16 protein-coding genes and 2 pseudogenes are annotated in these 20,197 nt (G+C 37.2%); 12 read left to right on the top strand and 6 right to left on the bottom strand.

Going from position 1 to position 20,197, the window contains the following annotated elements; all coding sequences use genetic code 11:
* Window positions 1-287 precede the first annotated feature (287 nt).
* Complete coding sequence (locus IQ237_RS17610; RefSeq protein WP_194057459.1) at window positions 288-1,049, top strand: armadillo-type fold-containing protein; 762 nt, start codon at window positions 288-290, stop codon at window positions 1,047-1,049.
* A 231-nt stretch (window positions 1,050-1,280) separates the two neighbouring features.
* On the opposite strand, the gene IQ237_RS17615 is transcribed toward IQ237_RS17610, so the two are convergent.
* Entirely contained in the window at window positions 1,281-2,045 is a 765-nt protein-coding gene (locus IQ237_RS17615; protein WP_194057461.1) for a WecB/TagA/CpsF family glycosyltransferase, read from the bottom strand.
* 119 nt (window positions 2,046-2,164) lie between these two features.
* Here IQ237_RS17615 and IQ237_RS26360 point away from each other — a divergent pair.
* The 5 genes and pseudogenes from IQ237_RS26360 to IQ237_RS17635 all read left to right on the top strand — a co-directional run.
* Window positions 2,165-2,338: pseudogene (locus IQ237_RS26360) on the top strand (DNA-binding response regulator); the annotation flags it as partial.
* A gap of 289 nt (window positions 2,339-2,627) precedes the next feature.
* Window positions 2,628-4,301, top strand: a complete 1,674-nt coding sequence (locus tag IQ237_RS17620; protein ID WP_194057463.1) for a SpoIIE family protein phosphatase — start codon at window positions 2,628-2,630, stop codon at window positions 4,299-4,301.
* Window positions 4,302-4,304: 3 nt separating this feature from the next.
* Complete coding sequence (locus IQ237_RS17625) at window positions 4,305-4,730, top strand: anti-sigma regulatory factor (RefSeq protein ID WP_194057465.1); 426 nt, start codon at window positions 4,305-4,307, stop codon at window positions 4,728-4,730.
* A gap of 312 nt (window positions 4,731-5,042) precedes the next feature.
* Window positions 5,043-5,483 (top strand): hypothetical protein, encoded by a 441-nt coding sequence (locus IQ237_RS17630; protein WP_194057467.1) that lies wholly within the window; start codon window positions 5,043-5,045, stop codon window positions 5,481-5,483.
* A gap of 335 nt (window positions 5,484-5,818) precedes the next feature.
* Window positions 5,819-6,903 (top strand): annotated as a pseudogene (locus IQ237_RS17635) (transposase).
* A 372-nt stretch (window positions 6,904-7,275) separates the two neighbouring features.
* Here the strand turns inward: IQ237_RS17635 and IQ237_RS17640 are convergent.
* Window positions 7,276-8,136 carry a DUF4351 domain-containing protein gene (locus tag IQ237_RS17640; protein ID WP_194057469.1) on the bottom strand — a complete coding sequence of 287 codons (861 nt, stop codon included), beginning with the start codon at window positions 8,134-8,136 and terminating at the stop codon, window positions 7,276-7,278.
* 424 nt (window positions 8,137-8,560) lie between these two features.
* On the opposite strand from IQ237_RS17640, the gene drmA reads away from it, so the two are divergent.
* The 3 genes from drmA (at window position 8,561) to drmB (ending at window position 13,180) form a co-directional block, all read left to right on the top strand.
* A complete protein-coding gene (drmA, locus tag IQ237_RS17645; RefSeq protein ID WP_309225778.1) occupies window positions 8,561-11,383 on the top strand; it encodes a DISARM system helicase DrmA in 2,823 nt (940 codons plus the stop codon).
* 33 nt (window positions 11,384-11,416) lie between these two features.
* On the top strand, window positions 11,417-11,980 hold the full coding sequence (locus tag IQ237_RS26365) for a hypothetical protein (RefSeq protein WP_228020430.1): 564 nt from the start codon (window positions 11,417-11,419) through the stop codon (window positions 11,978-11,980).
* A 78-nt stretch (window positions 11,981-12,058) separates the two neighbouring features.
* Window positions 12,059-13,180, top strand: coding sequence for a DUF1998 domain-containing protein (gene drmB / locus IQ237_RS17650; protein WP_228020431.1), 1,122 nt, complete (start codon window positions 12,059-12,061; stop codon window positions 13,178-13,180).
* 139 nt (window positions 13,181-13,319) lie between these two features.
* Here drmB and IQ237_RS17655 read toward each other — a convergent pair whose 3' ends face one another.
* Together IQ237_RS17655 and IQ237_RS17660 are read right to left on the bottom strand one after the other, a co-directional pair.
* A complete protein-coding gene (locus IQ237_RS17655; RefSeq protein ID WP_194057473.1) occupies window positions 13,320-13,742 on the bottom strand; it encodes a ketosteroid isomerase family protein in 423 nt (140 codons plus the stop codon).
* Window positions 13,743-13,887: 145 nt separating this feature from the next.
* Window positions 13,888-14,409 carry an orange carotenoid protein N-terminal domain-containing protein gene (locus IQ237_RS17660; protein ID WP_194057475.1) on the bottom strand — a complete coding sequence of 174 codons (522 nt, stop codon included), beginning with the start codon at window positions 14,407-14,409 and terminating at the stop codon, window positions 13,888-13,890.
* Window positions 14,410-14,695: 286 nt separating this feature from the next.
* Between IQ237_RS17660 and queG the strand changes: the two genes are divergently transcribed.
* The 3 genes from queG to IQ237_RS17675 all read left to right on the top strand — a co-directional run bounded on the left by queG (window position 14,696) and on the right by IQ237_RS17675 (window position 16,874).
* Complete coding sequence (queG, locus tag IQ237_RS17665; RefSeq protein ID WP_194057477.1) at window positions 14,696-15,667, top strand: tRNA epoxyqueuosine(34) reductase QueG; 972 nt, start codon at window positions 14,696-14,698, stop codon at window positions 15,665-15,667.
* Window positions 15,642-16,277, top strand: coding sequence for an HAD-IA family hydrolase (locus IQ237_RS17670; protein ID WP_194057479.1), 636 nt, complete (start codon window positions 15,642-15,644; stop codon window positions 16,275-16,277). Before queG ends, IQ237_RS17670 begins: the two co-directional genes overlap by 26 nt.
* Before the next feature lie 300 nt (window positions 16,278-16,577).
* Entirely contained in the window at window positions 16,578-16,874 is a 297-nt protein-coding gene (locus IQ237_RS17675) for a hypothetical protein (RefSeq protein WP_194057481.1), read from the top strand.
* Window positions 16,875-16,918: 44 nt separating this feature from the next.
* Here the strand turns inward: IQ237_RS17675 and truB are convergent, their stop codons facing one another.
* Together truB and IQ237_RS17685 are read right to left on the bottom strand one after the other, a co-directional pair.
* Window positions 16,919-17,797, bottom strand: coding sequence for a tRNA pseudouridine(55) synthase TruB (gene truB / locus IQ237_RS17680; RefSeq protein WP_194057483.1), 879 nt, complete (start codon window positions 17,795-17,797; stop codon window positions 16,919-16,921).
* 122 nt (window positions 17,798-17,919) lie between these two features.
* Window positions 17,920-19,686: an alpha/beta hydrolase gene (locus IQ237_RS17685; RefSeq protein ID WP_194057485.1), complete on the bottom strand. Its 1,767-nt coding sequence runs from the start codon at window positions 19,684-19,686 to the stop codon at window positions 17,920-17,922.
* Window positions 19,687-20,197: the final 511 nt, after the last annotated feature.

Genomic DNA, 20,197 nt, shown 5'->3' on the forward strand with positions numbered 1-20,197 from the left:
ATCCCATCTTTGCAAGGTCTTGACTGAAACTCCGATTTTTTTAGCAAATTCATGAGGTTTAAACATAAAGTCACTCATAGGTTTGTCTATGAGTGTACAGGTTTGTTTATTAAATTGTCAACTTAGGACAAGCTCAGAACAAGATAACTTCTGACCATCGTGAGATTAAGCGTTAGATTAAGCACAGGTTAGACTTGCCTGCGAAACGTCCATGAATCAAATATAATTCTTGAAAGGGTACATTCTGTCCGCGAATCAAAAAATCTGATATTAAATAGGTAAAAACTGTGACAAAGGCTTCGTCTTCTTGGCGGCACTTAATCAACCAGCTTCCAGAGATTAAGACAGGATGCCCAAAGCCGCGAAGATTAAAACATTTATCTGAACCTGGAAGCATTCTTGGTTTCTTAACAATCATCGTTGCTATGCTGTTTTGGAATTGGAAGTTGCTGTTAGCACTTGCAGTTGGCATTGGAGTAATGCTCATCGCTTATGCAATACCTAAATGGAACTGGCAAATAAGTTGGTTAGAAATACGCAGGTATTTAAACAGTGCTAACAGTCGGTTAGCTTTAGCAGTTGCTAGTGGTGGTATTGCTACTTTTATGACTTATATGGCCGCTGCCATTTGGGTTGATTCTTCAAGTCTCTGGATGGCTGTTGGTGCTATTTTGCAAGGGTTTGGGACATTACTAACTTTAATTTTGTTGGTGTGGCAAATCTTCAGCTTTCACGGAAATCAAGAGGAAGAGCATCTGGAACAAGTGTTAAATAACTTAACAGAAACAGATCCTTTAAAACGCTTGCTTGCCGTGCGCCAACTAACTAAATTCATCACTCGTAAACAAGTTGATGCTTCAGTAAAGCAAGATGTGATTGAATGTTTGCAACTTTTATTGAGTAGGGAAGAGGAAACGGTAGTTCGCCAAGCAGCATTGAATAGTTTGCAAACCGTAGATGGATTAAAAATGGTATTATCCAGCACTGCTAAACCTCTTGTACCTATATCTCAAAAAATCTCTACAAACCTTAAGCAAGAAGTTTATTAGCTATCAATTGACAATTGATAATTGACAATTGACAATTGTTTCATTCAAGGTTTAAACCTCTCCTTGCCAAGATCAGAAAACCAGAAAAAATTTTTTATTTTCCAATCTTATTACTTCTAGGTAAGGAGAGGTAAAGGTCGATTTTCCCGAACCACTAGGACCTGTAACAAAGAGAAATTCTGCTATGTAAACTGCTGACATTTTTAGACATCCTCATCACCAATTACCCCATCAGTACCCAGCATTGTGGATACTCCTAGCAGTCAACCGATAAACAAAGGCTTTGAGTACAAACTCAGGCAAAGCCAGCATCCGCCGCCAACGCCAAGGCTCTTGATACAAACGATACAACCATTCTAAATTGTTATTTGCCAACCAACGGGGAGCGCGAGATTTTTTCCCTGACCAAATATCAAAACTACCACCAACCCCGATCCAAATTGCTTGAGGACAGAAATGGCGGTTTTTAGCGATCCATAACTCTTGACGTGGCGCTCCTAAACCCACAAATATTACTTGTGGTTGCAATTGAGTTAAAGTCTGCTGTAATATTTGTTCTTCTTCTGGGGAATGATACCCAGAGTAAGTCCCTACTATATTCAAATCTGGAATTTGCTGCTGCCAAAACTTTGCGGCATTTGCAGCTACTCCCGTAGCTCCTCCATAGAAAAATATTTTGGTGTCTGTTTTTTGTTGAGCGATTTCTTGTAACAGTTTTTCTGCTAATTCAATTCCTGGACAACGTTTTACTTTTTGCCTTAATAAATACTGCAAATACAAGACTACCCCTGCTCCATCTGGAATCACCAGATCAGCATTTTGAATTACTTCTGCTAGGGAGCGATTACGCTCTGCTTGCATAGTCATTTCTGCATTAAGCGTGACTACATGAGTTCCCCTACCTGCTTGGAGGCATTCTAACAACCAGTTGGGATAGTTTGTCATCACATGAACTGGTAAACCCAATACTGAATATTTTGCGCCTAATTTATACATAGTATATTTTTGTGAGATTTACACGAAATTATTTAGAAGCTTAGTTTATCAAATTTTTTCCCACACGGATTGTACATATCAGCTTACTTTTAGCGCCATTCTTCTTTGACTTAACAATCATCGGTGTACCAGATAAGGATGGTATTGAGCTAACAATAGAGGTAAAAAGTATTACTGAAACTCAAGAGTTCAAGACCAATGTGTTAATTTTGACTTTACAGGATAATAAGGAATCTGTGTTGGCTGCTTTTGCTGCCGGGGCTGACTCCTACTGTATGAAGATTGGTAGGTTTTGCGTTGTGGAATCGTGGGCTATTAACTGCTAAGAAGTGATACAGCATTTTCCATTATGATGAGGTACAGATACAGCAGGAGTCAGGAGTCAGGAGTCAGGAGTCAGGAGTCAGGAGTCAGGAGTCAGGAGTAAAACTAGCTTAGTGTATAGATTTCAATTTAGATTCTGTACCTAATGGATCTGCAATCTGCTGTATCATGTATAGCTAATTACTGAAAATCAATAGTTTTTTCCTGTTCATTGTGAAAAGTTACCTGCCATAAAAGTATCTAAAAATATGGTCAGATATGACTGAGAAAGAGGTAGAAAAGCTCAAGCTTATGGTGGTAGATGATGAGCCAGACAATCTGGACTTGCTCTACCGCACTTTTTGGCGAGACTTTAAAGTATATCAAGCCATTAACGCCCATGATGCTTTGGCAATTTTAGATCAGGTGGGGGAGATGGCTGTGATTATCTCTGACCAAAGAATGCCAGATATGAATGGCACAGAGTTTTTCAGTCGCACAGTGGAACGTTTCCCCGACACAATTCGCATTTTACTGACTGGTTTTACGGATGTTGAAGATTTGGTGGATGCAATTAACTCTGGTCAGGTATTCAAGTACATCACTAAACCTTGGAAACCTGAACAACTCAAGGCATTAGTTGAGCAGGGACGGGATACCTATACTTTAGTTAAAAAGCGTACAAGAGAACTCCGCCATGCTCTGAAAAGAGAATCTTTATTTAATGCTGTAACAACGGCAATTCGTGAATCTTTGGACTATGACAGCAGCTTACAAAAGATTGTGGTTACTATTGGACAAACATTTGCTGCTACCAGTTGTGTATTGAGATTAGTAGAGGGCGATCGCCTGACACAAAACCAGTTTTCCTATCATGCTCCTCACTCCTTAGAAATCACTCCACCTCTAGACTCTATCTCTTTAATTACAGAAGTTCTCCACACCCAAAAATATCAATTAGCTCAAGATACTTATGATCAAAATCCTTATCACTACCTAGTTGTACCCTTTAGCTACCAGCAGCACTTACTAGCTGTAATGACTCTCTATCAAGGGGGAAGTGAACAACTTTGGCAGGATGAAGATATTCAACTAATTACAGGTGTAGCAGAACAAGCTGCTTTAGCTCTCTCCCAAGCTAAACTCTACCAAAGTCTGCAAGAAAAACAACAACAAATCCGGGTTGAATTGCAATTAGCTCGGCAAATTCAAAATAATCTGCTCCGTCAAACCTTACCAAAAATTGATGGTGTAAAAATACAAGCTTGCTGCTACCCAGCAAGGGAAGTAGGAGGAGATTTTTTTGAAGTTTTTGTCCATCCTCAAGGTGACTTGTGGCTCGCTGTTGGTGATGTTTCTGGTAAAGGTGTACCAGCGGCTTTATTTATGGCCAGTGCTATTTCTCTGTTGCGTCGGGAATTATCTCAGGAATCACCAGCGGAGCCGAATATTGTTATGCAAAATCTCAACTATGCTCTAGCTGATGACTTAATCAGTAACAATTATTTTATTACTCTTGTTATTGCCAATTATAACAGAACTACCCAGGAACTTGTCTATGCTAATGCTGGTCATATCTATCCTTTCTGGTGGTCAAAACCAGTAACTTTAGCTACTCAACCCCATTACCTGACAATCCGCAGTGTTCCTTTGGGCATTTTACCCCAATGGCAAGCACAGTCAGGGCGCTTAATTCTCTCTCCTGGAGATACCCTACTATTAGCTAGTGATGGAATTACGGAAGCCAAAGTATCAATAAATTCAAAATATTCTGAAAAAAATGATAGTAGCACTATGCCTAATAACTTTTTTATGCTCAAGCAAGAAGGTATTTGGCGACTTATACAAGAGCAACTTCAACCTTTATCTCTTGAAAATTTACTCACTCGTATTCAAACAGATAATCATGTTCAAGACGATGACCAAACTCTACTTTCCCTGGAGGTTTTGTAACTAATGAAAAGTGAGCTTCATGTACCAAGTGACTTGAGTTTTATCAATATCGTCGAGACTTGGTTGTTGGGATGCTTGAAAATCCACTTGGGGGACTCTGTGGATTGGTCAGAGCAATCATCTCGTTTGCGTTTGGCTTTGGTTGAAGCATACACCAACGCTGTACGTCATGCTCACAAAGATCAGCCTAGTTTACCCATATTGCTGCGTTTAGAACTCAAAGATCGGAAATTAGCGATCGAAGTTTGGGACTATGGTCAAGGTTTTGATTGGTCTACCTACTTTCCTCCTAGTCCTGGACAGAAACAAGAAGGTGGTTATGGATGGTTAATTATGAATCGTCTGATGGACAAGGTAGAGTATCGGTTGCAGGTTGATGGTGCTAATTGTCTCAAGCTGGAAACTACGATACCCAAACAGGTTAACTGACCGGGAATTTGAGATTTTAGATTTTAGATTAACAAATTTGTTACACTTCCCTGTCCTTCAGGACGAGAAAATACTCGCTGCGCTGTGTACGCTTCGCTAACGTAAATCCAAAATCGAATGATCAGCTTTTGGCTGACAACTTTGGGAATTTATTAAGAAATATGAATAAAATTAATAACTTTTGCTAAATTTATTTGATTTATTAGTGATAGTTATCAAATAATTTAAGATACAAGGCTGTTTTGCAAAATTAGAAACCCTGTTTGGGTAATCAAAGAGCCTGAAGTTGATATTAAATTCATCACCTTGCTTATGAAACCTTTATTTTGCCTATCACCCCGCTATCGTCTTGATGATGAATCTCCTTGGTTAGAAGGTATTGATCCTAGTCGTCACTACTGGATTGCGGTGAATGGAGAAAAAAAGGTAACATTAGCTCTACCTGGGTTAATAGTTTCTTCGATTGAAGAGTTTAAACAGGTGATTCGCAAGTTTCGTTCTTTACAACCAGGCGAAATCTTGAATCTGGCAAGAATTTCTAGCCGTTGTATAATTCGCTGTATCAGTAATAACTGCTATGCTGTAGAAGCAGAAGTCAATCATGCTCCTGTGTGTCATCTTTTTGACCAAGAAACTTTAGAAAGTTTGTTAATGACAGCACATCCAGATTGGCAATGTGCGCCTTCAGATATTGAATTAGGTAGAAAATTGTTGTTGCGTTCTTTGGCTCAACCAACTTTTAGTAAGAGTTAATAGACATCTCCGGTAATTAAATGTGCGGTTTCCAGAACCCTTGTAGAGACGTTGCATGCAACGTCTCTACATTCATTTTCGGAGACCTGTCACTGGTCTTTCACAGATAACTTTTTCAGCAATCCCTATTTACAGCGATTTTCAGGTAAATGAACCACATTTTTTAATCTCACGCAAAGACGCAAAGACGCAAAGGAAGAAAGGAAGATAACAAGAAGGATGTGGTACAAATACATGAAAACTGCTGTAACCCGGATTTCTCACAAAGAAAAAGAAAAAAAGGGTCAAAAACTGAGAAAATGTATATGTAGAAAGCATTTCAACAGTTACAAAGTATGACCCAAGTATTAACAGATTGTACACCAAAACAATTCAAATTTGAAAGAGAAAAAACCCGCCCAGTAGTAGTAAATTTCCAAGGTGGGAAAGTAACATCAGATGCAGGACTAAGTTTAATTGCGGAGATAGACAGGAAACTACAAATCACAGCAAGACTAGCACAATGTTTCCAAGATTACAGGCAGCCAAATAAAAGACAACATTCGATAGAAGACCTGATAGCACAAAGAATATATGGGTTAATCATGGGATATGAAGACCTAAACGACCATGAAGAACTACGTCATGACCCCATGTTTGCCATAGCATTAGGAAAAAGAATAGGTCAAACAAAAGAACCAGTAACATTAGCTTCAAAAAGTACATTAAATCGGCTAGAACATTGTCCAGAAAACATCAAACAGGGAGCAGAAAGTAGATATCACAAAATAGTCGGTTAATCAAAATGACAACAAATACTCAAAATCAAGCCCAGCAAGAGTTTGAGCAAAAGGTGTCCACAGTAGTTTCATTTTTAGAAACCCTATTTACCCCAGATGTTCAACTCAAAGAAATGGCATCTCAACTCATTGACAATTCCATTTGGTATCGGTCTATAAACTATCAAACTCTCACCTCTTGGAGTCGGACTCGTCGTGTAGTTGCCAAAGTCGAACATGGGTCAAACGGAACTAATGTTCGCTTTGTTGTCACATCAATTCCCACAAATAAAATACCCCCTGGTGAACTTTATACTCAAAAGTATTGTCCCAGAGGTGAGATGGAAAATCGTTTTAAGGAACAACAGTTAGAACTGTTTAGTGATAGAACCAGTACACATACATTTGCGGGTAATCAATTACGTTTGTGGTTCTCTTCCATTGCTTATGTTTTGATGAATGCTTTGCGAAATAAATGTTTAGCTAAGACTGAATTACGGAATGCCCAAGTTGGGACTATTCGTACTAAGTTGTTGAAGTTAGGGGCTTTGATTACTGTCAGTAGCCGCAGGATTTTGATTGCAATTAATAGTTCTTGTCCTTACCAGGATATTTATGCTGCTGCTTTCCGTTGTTTGCAGTTATTACCCAATCCTGGTTAATTATTCGGCAATTCAATAGCTCATTCTTAGTTTTTATTTAGGGTTGAGAAATAAGTTTTTTCTTAACTCTGTTTTCTGATGTCTGATTTCACTAAAAGAATCTTTTTCTCCGTATTTGGCTGCTAAATTACATAATCCTTTTTACTTTTATTATCGAATTTGTGCGGTAATATTTATTTTTTATCCTCGCTGCGCTTCATGTATCAAATAAATTTCACTTGGTGTAGCTTTTCATCAATTATTTTTTACTCTTGTGAGAAATCCGGGTTAAATCCTGGTTATCCTGATTCAGACAATATATAATAAATTCCCCATCTTATAGAGAAAGTCCGTTAAAACGGACTCTCATAAAATTACAGTTGTTAGTGTTGATTAATTTTGACCTTCATGTTGATTGTCATTTAACCAAATTACCAAATCATTGATATTAGAAAAGTCTAATAAAGCATCTGCTAAATTATCCAACTTTTCAATATTCAAAGTTTTGATTCTATCAACCAATGATGAATCTAATTCTCCAAACCGACGAGTAAGTTGACGGATAATTGTCCTTTGTTCACCTTCTGTCCTACCGAGTTTTTCACCTTGTTTCTCACCTTTTTGGAAAATATCTTGATAAATGACTGATTCTCGCATAATATCCTCCCTAAGTAATTGACTAATTAGTTGCTTCTCAAACCGTAAACCTGCTAAAATCTCAGTACAAGCTACAATATCCCGCTTGATTTCTATTTCCTCAATTTTAGCAACACTTTCAGCAACCTGTGATAATAAATCTTGAGGTGAATTAGTGCGGGTTAATGGTGCTAATGGTAAGAGTGCGGGATTATTAAGAAATAACGCAGGGTCTTGTTCCCACATTCTAATTACTTGATAATAGTGGGTAGTATTTACATCTTGGTAAACATTGATAAAAGCATTTTCATCTTCTGTTTCCTGGAGAAAAATCACGACTTGGATAATAGTACATTCGGTATATAATCTTTTTAACCGAATATAATAATCTAGGACGCGAAAAGGAATGGGTTTTCGAGAAGTTGATAGTGTCTGAAATTCAATGTGTAAAATTTGGTTTTCACTTTTCAGAAATGTGACAAAATCAGCACGAATTGGTTCAATACTCAATTCAGTTTTTAAGACTTTGACGGTTTGTGGTTCTTCTGGTAGTAACCACCGAGCAAAATCAAGAGGATATTTTTCAGCTAATAGCTTACAAACGTTGTCAAAACTCACGGTTAAATCAGATTTTATTAGTAATTTTAATTATAACATAAATTGGGAATTGTCTGAATCAGGATTTTCAGGATTTGAGGATTTTCAGGATGTGATTGATATATTTTTTGTGGGGTGTTTGGGATTTTTCTTTTGTCAGAATCAGGATGTCCAGGATTGAAGGATTTACAGGATGTTAGTGTTTTATTGTCTATGAGAAATACAGATTCAAGGATGATATATAATGGATAATTTATCTAAGTTTATGAGTTTATTGTAAAAACAACTGTATTTTATAATATTAAATATTCACAGACAATTTATCAACCACATCCTGTAAATCTTCAAATCCTGGTTATCCTGATTCTGACAATTAATAAATTAGCAAATACCAAACAGACAACTTATCAACAACGTTACGGAAGAAACAAGAGAAAACTCTAGTGTGGTTGATAAAATATCAAAAGATGATAATTTAGATGAACCTTTACGGGAAGTTGATTGTTATTTACCGGGAAATAATGATGAATTAGCAATTAGTGGTAAAGGTACTGCGGAAGATGGTAGCACAGAAGTTAATGTCCCACCATTAGAAACTATGTTTCCTTCTTCTTTGGGAATGAAATTTTGTGTTGATGGTACAGCTAAAACATTAGAAATTACCGCAGGATGGGGACACTATCACCGCACTAATAGCGAAATCTTGACTACAACAGATGGTAAACCTAAAAAGGTTTGGAAACGGGAACAAATTCGCGCTAATTCTCCTGCAATTCCTTTAATTGAAGGAGTAATTGATAATTGGATAGTTGATGTACAATATCCAGAAGTTTATGTTAAAGGAAAGATCAGAAAACAAAGTAATGGTGATTTTATCGTTAGTTTATTTTTAGTTAATGGACAAAGAGAAACTAAAGAAAAACGAGATGAAACTTGGTTATTTCAACCAGAATTAAGCGTTAAATCGGCGGATGTTCAACATCCTGATATTTTCTTAAAACGACATCAACCCCGTTCTTTAGGAAAATTAGATCCTGTAATTTACACTGAAGAAAAAACTATGGCCATGCTTTACCGAAAACAGGTAGAATTTGCTATTGGTCATGGTGTCAGTGTCCATGCAAAAACAGCTTCAGGAACTACAGAACGTGCTGTAGAATTATCAATTTCCGTTATTCCTGCGTATGAAGTTCCTAAAACTTCTCCTCCCCAAGTAGATGAAATTCCCGAATTAGCAGGTTTGGTTTTAGATATGCAAGAATTATCTACCACTGCAACTGTTGATTTTGCTAATAAAATTAGTCCTTTAATTACAGCTTATCAAAGTTGGATTAATAACCAAAAACAACGCATATCAGACCCCGCAGCAGGATTAACAGACTATGAAAATGAAGCGAAAACTGCTATTCAAAACTGTGAACAAACTTTAAATAGAATTAGGGAAGGTTTGACATTGCTAGAAAGTGATGAAAAAGCAGCAGACGCTTTTAGATTTATGAATCAAGCAATGTATTTACAGAGGATTCATTCTATTTATTCAGAACAAATTCGTCAAGGTAAAACCGCAGATTTTCAACAAATTTCCCTTTCTCAACCCCGATGGTTTCCCTTTCAATTAGCATTTATTTTACTCAATTTACCCAGTATTAATAATTTACATCACCCTGATAGAAGTCATCCCCAAAATGCGATCGCAGATTTACTTTGGTTTCCCACAGGTGGGGGTAAAACGGAAGCATATTTAGGTTTAACTGCTTATACTCTGGGTTTACGCAGATTACAAGGTAATATTGCGGGACGTTCTGGGGAATATGGGGTTGCTGTTCTCATGCGCTACACTCTGCGATTATTGACCTTACAACAATTTCAACGCGCTACCACTTTGATTTGTGCTTGTGAATCTATCCGTAGAAAAGATGAAAGTAAATGGGGTAAAGAACCTTTTAGAATTGGTTTATGGGTAGGTCAACGTACAACTCCCAACCATACCAATCAAAGCGAAGAATTTTGTAAACAAGAACGGGGACAATATCAACAAAGCGGTAGCGGTTCACCCCATCAATTAACTAATTGTCCTTGGTGTGGTAGCAAAATTAACCCAGGTAAACATATAAAAGTTGAATCCGTCACTAAAGGAAGGGGACGGACTTTAATATACTGTGGTGATGACTTAGGACGGTGTTTATTTACAGAAAAACAATCTCAGGGTGAGGGTTTACCCATTCTGGTAGTTGATGAAGAAATATATCGTCGTTTACCGAGTTTACTAATTGCTACAGTGGATAAATTTGCCCAAATGCCCTGGAAAGGCGAAATACAGATGTTGTTTGGGCAAGTAGACAGCTATTGTCAGCGGCATGGCTTTCGGTCTTCTGATATAGAAAATACAAATTTACACCGTAAAACTATTAACTTACTTGCGTCCAAGACCATTCCCTGTAAACAGTTACGCCCACCAGATTTAATTATTCAAGATGAGTTACACCTGATTAGTGGATCTTTAGGTACATTAGTGGGACTTTATGAAACTGCTGTAGATGAATTAGCATCCTGGGAAGTAGACGGTAAAAAAGTACGCCCTAAAGTTGTGGCTTCTACGGCGACGATTCGCCAAGCAAAAAGTCAAATACATAACTTGTTTTTGCGGGATTTACAGGTATTTCCTCCCCAGTGTTTGGATGTGGAAGATAACTTTTTTTCCCGTCAACGTCCACCCAGTGAAATTAACCCCGGTAGACGTTATTTGGGAATTTGTGCCACAGGACGCAGATTAAAAGCGGTATTAATTAGAGTATATGTAGCGATTTTATCAGCTTCTCAATTTTTGTATGAAAATCAAGGATATGGCGATCGCGCTGATCCTTGGATGACCTTAGTAGGTTATTTTAATTCCATGCGAGAACTAGGGGGAATGCGGAGATTAGTAGATGATGATGTGCGTATTCGGTTAGGAAAAATGGATCGTCGGGGACTAGCAAAAAGACTGAGAATAAACTTAGAAGAACTGACATCACGCAGAGACTCTACAGAAATTCCCGTCATATTAGACAGACTAGAAACAACCTTTGATCCGCAAAAAGATGCCGAAATTAAAGCCAAGCGAAACGCAAAAGGGAACGCAAAACAAACAATTAATCAAATAGAACCATTAGATGTTCTCCTAGCTACTAACATGATTTCCGTAGGTGTGGACGTAAAACGCTTAGGGATCATGGCAGTAACAGGACAACCAAAAAACACCGCCGAGTATATTCAAGCTACCAGCTGAGTAGGGCGGACATATCCAGGTTTAGTATTAACAGTGTATAATTGGGCGCGTCCTAGAGACTTATCCCATTATGAAAGATGTAAACATTACCACGCCACCTTTTACCAGCACGTAGAAGCCTTATCATTAACACCTTTTGCCCCCCGTGCCATTGATAGAGGTTTATCAGCATTATTTGTAGCGTTAGTGAGGTTAGCAGGTAAAGAATTTAACGGTAATGACCAAGCGGGAAGAATAGAACGCCACCATCCTTATATTAAAGCTGCCATTGATGCAATTTGCGATCGCGCCGGATTAGTAGGAGATGCTGAAACCCAGAAAATGGTCAAACAAGCACTAGAAGCCAAACTAGATATTTGGTTAAGCAAAGCCCAAAACCTACAAGGTGGAGGCATTCTCAAATACCAAATAGAACAGAAGGACGGTTTAACCATAGAACTATTAAAATCAGCAGGTCGAGAAAACTGGCAAGACTTTACTTGTTTAAATTCCCTACGCAACGTAGAACCAACCGTAGGATTAATTTTACAGGACCAAGTACCCAACGACGACATTAACCGCCTTCCTGAAAAAATGATTAAACAGAATCAGAATTAGTAAACACCAAAAAATCCCCTACTTCTGTCTTTATTTTATTCAGAATATGAGCAATTAATCATAGAAGTCGGGGATCTTATGCTTCCCAATTACCAACTGTCAACTGTCACCTGTCAACTGTCAATTCCCAAAATGTATAAATACAAAGTTGGCGAATTACGCCCCAGTCAAATATTATTTTCCTTTGGTGTTGGTGCTGTACTAGACCTACCCAACCTCTCAGTTATGGTTATGGGTTTAGAAGACTGGAACACTCAAAATTCAATTGAATTAAATGAACCCAGACTTTTAGCTGCTGTGCGTAAAGAATTAGGTTCACAAGTCAAAAAACTGCTTTCACCTCCCACACCTCCAGAAAATATTACATCATCCAGTCCCTTTGATGAAGTCAACAGAATAGGAATCCCAGTTGCACCTTTTCCTAGTTGGATGGTTTGCCCCAAATGTCATTTACTTGCACCTCTAAAATCAGAACTTTTTCAATTAAAAGATAATCCTTACCGACCAGATCAAACTAAATATGTTCATAAAAATTGTCCTAAAAGTAAAGTAGACTTGAGCCGTAAAAATCCTCAATGGATCCCCGCCAGTGAGGTAAAAGGCGAAGGTATTTTTATGCAATTTAACGAAGAAAAACTGAGTCAATGGGAACAAAATCAACTATTACAAGATTATCAAACTCAAGCTTTTGAAGCTCATAAACAGTGGTGTAAAATTCGTTCTCTCGACCCAGTAAAAATCACATTCCCTGGAGTTCGTTATATTTTATTACATTCCTTTGCCCATGCCCTGATGCGACAAATGTCCATAGAATGTGGCTATAATGCGGCTAGTTTAAAAGAAAGAATTTACTCCAAACGTCCTCAAGAAGAAGGCGGTCCAATGGCAGGTATATTAATCTATACTGCCGCACCTGATAGCGAAGGAACTTTAGGAGGTTTAGTCAGTTTAGGAGAACCAAAAAAGCTGGGTTATCATATTGATCAAGCTTTAGAACAAATGCAGTTGTGTACTTCTGATCCTTTGTGTGCAGAACACACACCTTTTCAGGGAACAACTTCTTTACATTGGGCTGCTTGTCATGCTTGTTTATTCAGCCCAGAAACCTCCTGCGAACGGGGAAATAAATATTTAGACCGTGCAGTTTTAGTTCCTACGGTAATAGGTGGAGATTTGGCATTTTTTCCAGAGGTAAAGTGAAGCATATTGAATGTTTAATTCAGCAAGGCATTTTCATACCTTGGCACTAATACGAATTCTCAAAGATAAGTAGGGGTTACTGAATAAATTGCTGAATAAATCTGGTCAATGCGTAATTCCTACCTAAAATTATCAATTATCAATTATTGAATGGCGTAATAGTATATTCTTTATTTGGTGGACGCAAGGAAAGTAAATCTTGGGGTGAAGCTAAAAGTTGGATTTTGGCTTCTACAATCTCCCGTTGTGGGTTGAGAATAAATAACCATAAAACATTAACACTACACCAAGAAGTGTGTGCTTTACCTGTAACTTGAATTTGGATTTTTTGATCTGCTAAATTTTCAATAATTCCTTGGTGGGGTTCGGCTTTAATGTCTTGCGCTTCTTGAAAAAGATAGGAAGCGATCGCCTCTCTTCCTGCAACAGCAGACTCTAATGGTGGATACATCAAACCATCTTCAGTAAATAATGCCGCAGTATTTGTAAAATCACCTGCGTTTAAAGTGGTAAAATAAGTTAATAGTGTTGGTTCTGTAATTCCTTCAATAGTGATATTCATATTAATTAGGTAACAGGTAACAGGTGACAGGTGACAGTAAAAGAGGGAGGGAATAGGTAAACTGCTAATATAAATAAATTATTCCCAAGTAATTACCTGGGAATAAAAATTGAAAAAGACATTGAGGTTGGGAGAATATCAGCAATTAGTCAGCTAAAGGATCAACACCCATTTCTGTAACTACTTTGCGGAAAACTGTAATTTGCTGACCAAAATCTAATTCTTTGAGAGTTTGTAAAACTTGTGCGCCATCACGAGAAATCTGATAACCTGGTGGTACTGGTACTACAAAACCTTTTGCCATTAATTCTGCTAATTCGTACCAGAAAGCTAACTTAGTGTTAGCACTGAAAATACCGTAAGAACGAGAAACTTGAGTATTTTTTTGACCAGCTAAATCACGCATCGCTTCCAACTGCTCTGCATGAGACATTTTTTTAATTTGATTCAACAAACCTTCTGCCAATTGTAATCTAGCTGCACCTGTAGCGGCGGGGGTAATGGATTTACCCATTTCTGTGTATGCGTACCACAACACTGCTAGTTGGTCATCAACGCTGAGGGCTTTAAATACAGCAATGGTTGAAGAGACAGCATCAATTGTTTGGTTGCTGTAGTTAAAAGTACCAGAAAAGCGGGTTGAAGCTGAATCAGAAGTGAAAGTCATTATATTCACCACAGTTTATTAACTAAATTTGTTGTTAATCAGTGGGAGGTGGGCATCACTCTGGGTTGCTTGACCTCTTGTCAACTATTTTGCATTATTTCTTAACAAAATGCAAATAAAATTTACAAATCATAGAGTTAAGGAGATCAAATGAAAATATTTACGATATTGTGTATAATCTCAAAGTTGTTTTTCTGATTACTCCTACTATTCCTTTGTGTACTTTGCGTACTTTGCGGTTCATTAACACAAAAACTTGGCAACTACACCAGGAAGGAGTGTAAACATGAACGAGTGTGCCTTAACTAGCAGCGTCATCAAAGAGAAAGCCCAAGAGATAGGCTTTCACAAGGTGGGTATTGCTGCGGTGGAAGGGGTAGACGCTACAGAAGTTCAAAAGTTGCAAGCATGGATGGAGATGGGTTATCACGCTGATATGGAATGGATGGGAAACCCAAAACGTCAGGATATTCGGTTAGTGATGCCAGAAGTGCGATCGCTGATTTGTGTGGCGTTAAATTATTACACACCCCATCAACATCCAGAAGGGAAAGAATACGGGAAAATTTCCCGTTATGGCTGGGGAAGGGATTATCATAAGGTACTGCACAAGAAACTAAAACAACTGGCTACCTGGTTAGAATCACAGGGTGAAGGTATAAAAGCCAGATATTACGCAGACACAGGACCAGTACAAGATAAAGTTTGGGCGCAAAAAGCTGGTATTGGTTGGATTGCCAAAAATGCTAATGTCATTACTAGAGAATATGGATCTTGGGTATTTTTAGGAGAAATATTAACTAATATCGAGTTAGAGAGCGATCGCCCTGCTACCCAACATTGCGGTACTTGTACAAGATGTATCCAAGCTTGTCCTACTGCTGCGATTACTCAACCCTTTGTAGTCGATGCTAACAGGTGCATTGCCTATCACACTATTGAAAATCGAGCAGAAATATTACCAGAAAATATTAAAACCAACTTGCACGGATGGGTTGCCGGTTGTGATATTTGTCAAGATGTATGTCCGTGGAATCAGCGTTTTGCTCAAATTACTGATGTTACAGATTTTCAACCATATCCTGAAAATTTAGCACCCAAGCTGGTAGAATTAGCGCAAATCACAGATGAGGAGTGGGATAGACGATTTACAGCATCAGCTTTGCGACGCATTAAACCCGAAATGTTACGAAGAAATGCCCGTGCTAATCTTGACTCATCTAAACTAAAAAATGACTCAAAAAGTAATAATCTTTGATTTTGATGGCACAATTGCAGATACAGTAGATGCTCTTGTAACTATTGCCAATCGTTTAGCTGTAGAGTTTGGTTATATACAAATCTCTGCTAATGAACTGACTGTATTAAGGAATTTAACCGCTAGAGAAATTATTAAATATTCAGGTGTTTCTTTGTTAAGAATACCTTTTTTAGTAAAAAAAGTGAAAGGTGAATTAAAAACCAAAATCAAAGATTTAGAATCTATACCAGGAATTAAAGAAGCACTTATAGAACTCAAAAATCATGGATATAGATTGGGAATTATCACTTCTAATTCTCAAGAAAACGTGAGTGAATTTCTCAAATGCCATCATTTAGATGATTTATTTGAATTTATTCACTCAGGAGTAACAATTTTTGGGAAAACAACTATAATTAATAATGTATTAAGACAAAAGCAAATTAAACCACAGATTGCAATTTATGTGGGAGATGAAACCAGAGATGTAGAAGCAGCCAAAAAAGCTAATATTAAAGTAGTTGCTGTTACTTGGGGTTTTAATTCTCCTGAAGCACTAGCTAAGGAAAATCCTGATTTTCTAATTAATCATCCTAGTGAACTATTAGAAGTAATCAAAAATTGCTAAGAGGTTGTTTGAAAACTTGAGAATCTATTGAGTCTCAAGGAACAATGACAGTGGATGTCAAACGCAATCCTACTTGGCCTTACCAACTTTTATCAGTAAAAATATTCAATTTACAATATATAGCATTTACCAAGCTAGTGAGGTACAGAGTTTTTTATCTTAGGGAATTGGGAATTGGGAACAGTAAATAAATTAGGGTGTACCTCATGAGACTGGGAAACGCTATATAGCTGATATTTGACGGCTGAATGCTTACAAAATCTACAATCTAAAATCTAAAATCTAAAATCTAAAATGATTATGAGAGCAAGAATTGAAAATAATGTTTTATTTATTCACCATGAGGATGTCCCGGAATTTAAAAAAGGTGGTTCGGTGGTGAGAAATTCTTATTTTTGGGCTTTACGTTCTATTGCTGGTCATGCTAGACGTGATCAAGATTGGGAATATGAATCTGAGGTATGGTTAGCATTAGCGCGGATGTTAATGTCTTTTACTGAGTCGGGATATTTGGGATATAGAGAAACTATTTTAGAGTTTCCTTTATCCCAAGGTGAGATTCCTAGTATTTTACGGGATGTGGGAACTTGGGAATAATTTTTTATGGATGGTTTTCTAAATTTGCTGATAACTGATAGCTGTTAGGAAATAGGTTCAAAAACCATTTGGGGTATTAATATTTGATCTTGGATTTTACCAACTCCTAAAAAGCGGTTTTCTTGTTCATAAACTCTGACTAAATCTGAAACGTCAAGATTTACAGGAACTTTTTGACCTTGACACCATTTTTTGGCTAATGTGTCTGGTAGGTTTACGGGTGATAGTTGTTGTAATGCTGCATCTGAGGGGATGGTTTGAAATGTGCCGGTTTGCAGTTGGGTTTCTAAGTCTGTTAAGGTAAGACTATCTTGTAAGTAAAATCCGCTGCTTTCGGTTCTGGTTAAGGCGGCGAGGGTTGCACCTGTGTTTAAAATTATGCCTAAGTCACGGGCGATCGCTCTAATATATGTTCCTGCACCACAGGCGATCGCCAGATCCAATTCCGGGAAATCACTATTACGCCAGTCTAAAATCTCTATTTTTAATACTTCTACCGTTCTCACTGGTGCTTGTACAATTTCCCCTTGACGTGCTAAATCATACAGGCGTTTACCCTCTACTTGAATAGCGCTATAACTAGGGGGAATTTGCTCAATTTGACCGATAAATTGGGGTATTTCGGTTTCTATGGCGGTTAAATTTAAGCCAGGACAAGGTTGAGAGGTGATAACTTCCCCTTGCAAATCATCAGTAGTAGTACGCACACCAAAGCGGACAGTGGCTTTATAAGCTTTTTCACCGGGTAAATATTGTAATAATCTGGTGGCTTTACCCAAAGCGATGGGTAAAACTCCTGTAGCTGCTGGATCTAAAGTTCCTGCGTGTCCCACTCGTTTTAAACGCAACAGTTTTCTGACTCGTGCTACGCAGTCATGGGAGGTCCAGTCATAAGGTTTGTTTAAATTGATAAAACCCTGCACAAATAATTCGTAATTGTTAATTAGAAATAGAGCCTACGGAACGCTGGCGCGAACGTAATTAATTATATAGCATTTTCTATTTAATTACAGTGTAGGAATCAAGAGTTAAACAAACAACATCACTAAAAAATCAACAAATGTAGTAGGGAGACACCAATATTTAATATCCAAAATCCCCATCTGACTATAGTTAAAGAGAGTTTTTTTTTGGGTATAGCTGGTTGATTATTATGCTCTAATATTGGTGCTAACTGTGGACTTTTCAGATATTTTACGAGATTCAAACCTAAAGATTGACTGGAAATAGTTTGAGCATAACCAGCGTTGAGGTAGGGAAGATATTGTGGTTTTTGATATACAAAAGTTTGGAAAAAAGGCAAACTTAAAGAATTGATGTAAGTACGCGCTTGAGAAGCATTACCAACCATGTCTGGGGGTAATGCTATTTGTTGACTTCCAGGGTTACTATTACCAATGCTAGAAAAATGAGTTGCACCAACAAGCATAACAAGATATTTGTGGGGATTAGTTAACCAAGAAAAAGGTAGGATTTGTTCATATAAAGCTGGTGCTACAGTATCTTCACTGCTACCAATAAACATCACAGGAGTTTGCATTTGATTTAAACCAGATTCACCAAATATAGAACTGGTGATGGGGTTAACAGCTATCGCGGCTTTTATTCTCTGATCTCGTAAATTAATATTCTCTTGTTGTGTAGATTTATTTTGCAATTCCAAAGCGCGACATTGCAACAATAAAGACATATTCCAGGTATCTTGTAGCGCATCTGGTTGACAATCTTGTTGTAGTTGTTGAAAATTGATTTTTGCCCCGGCTAAAGCTAATGCAGTATAACCACCAAAAGACTGACCAAATATTCCCACTTGTTGCAGATTTAATTTACCTTTAAATTCACCATCAGACTGGTTAGTTTTTTCTAGTTGATCTAATATATATTTTATATCTAAAGGTCTATTGATAAATTCATTTGCTTCTTGTAATTTCCTCTTATTTCTATTGTTGAAAAATAGATGAGGATGATTAGGAACGACAACGGCAAATCCATGAGAAGCTAAGTGTTTGGCTAAATAACGAAAGTTACTGCTATCTAAACCCAAGCCGTGAGAAATCACAATTACTGGTGTGGTATTTTGAAGATTGGGAATATAAATATCCGTTAATAAATGTCGTTCTCTGGTGAGATCAAAAAATTCCAGCGTAGATTTTTTAAATGTAAAAATACCAGGATTTTGTAAATTCGCTAAGAAGGATAAATTTTTCTTGGGGATAGTAGCAGCTTCTATTTTTGATTGTTGTTGAAGTATGGCGATCGCTTGCTGAGTTTCATTAATTATATTTTCTATTTCAGCAGCTATTTCCAAGCTATCAGCCAAGTTAAGACGAATACTACTACTAGGATAATTTCGTAATAAATTTAATAACGTTAATCCTTCTGGTTGCCCAGATGCTGAAATAATTGCAGTGCGTAAATCCTCAATTTCTGATTCATTTTCAGGAGATTTAGATGTAATTAGTTTAGCCAAACGTTGCACTATAAATTCACCTTGCTGTGTGTGGAGAAATTGTGATGCAACTGCGGGAGTAATTTTGACATTCCTGAGTAAAATTTGGCGTAATTCTTGCAGTTTATCAGATGAAATATATTGTTGATAAACCGCTATTTTATCATCAATTATTCCCGTTTTTGTATAGGTTTCTAAACTCATCACGGGAATGGTAATTTCTAGGACAGAATAAGAAACATAAATTTTCTCGGCTGCCATCACAGAATTACTTATTCCAAATGTCGGCAGCAAAATTGACAGCACCAGCAATAAGGATTTTTTTTTCAAGCTGCTGAAAAAATTACCAAATAAACTATTCATCGCTCAAATTTTTCAGTGATATTGTTTAGCACGGCGTTAAATTTGGTAGTTATTCAAACACCCTGTAGATTAATTTATATACAATTGGTTGTCTATGTTTTCTGGATAGTTTTGAGCTTTTTTATCTGTTGACATAAAATTTACCTATTTAATGAACAGGGCAATATTTACCTGAATTTACTAGGTTATATTGATTTATATAGATATATATTCAGCTAGAATTTTAGTAAATCAAATAAACTCTTACCTCAGTATTTATGATGTAGCTTTGAAGCGCAAATCAATCTAAAAAATGTTTAATTTTTTATAAAAATTATGTTTTTTGTATTGCAGGATACTGCCAAATCAGATATTTTTGTTTTTGAGCAGTAACTCAACATTAAAAAAACCTCAGATTCAGATCACCGACTTCTTCAAGAAGTCAGGGATCTATCCACATATTATTTTACGTTTAATTATGTTGATCTATTTAGAGAAGAACTATTTGAAAAAACTTCGTAAATTCTGAATT

The sequence above is a fragment of the Sphaerospermopsis sp. LEGE 08334 genome (assembly GCF_015207205.1).
GTDB lineage: Bacteria > Cyanobacteriota > Cyanobacteriia > Cyanobacteriales > Nostocaceae > Sphaerospermopsis.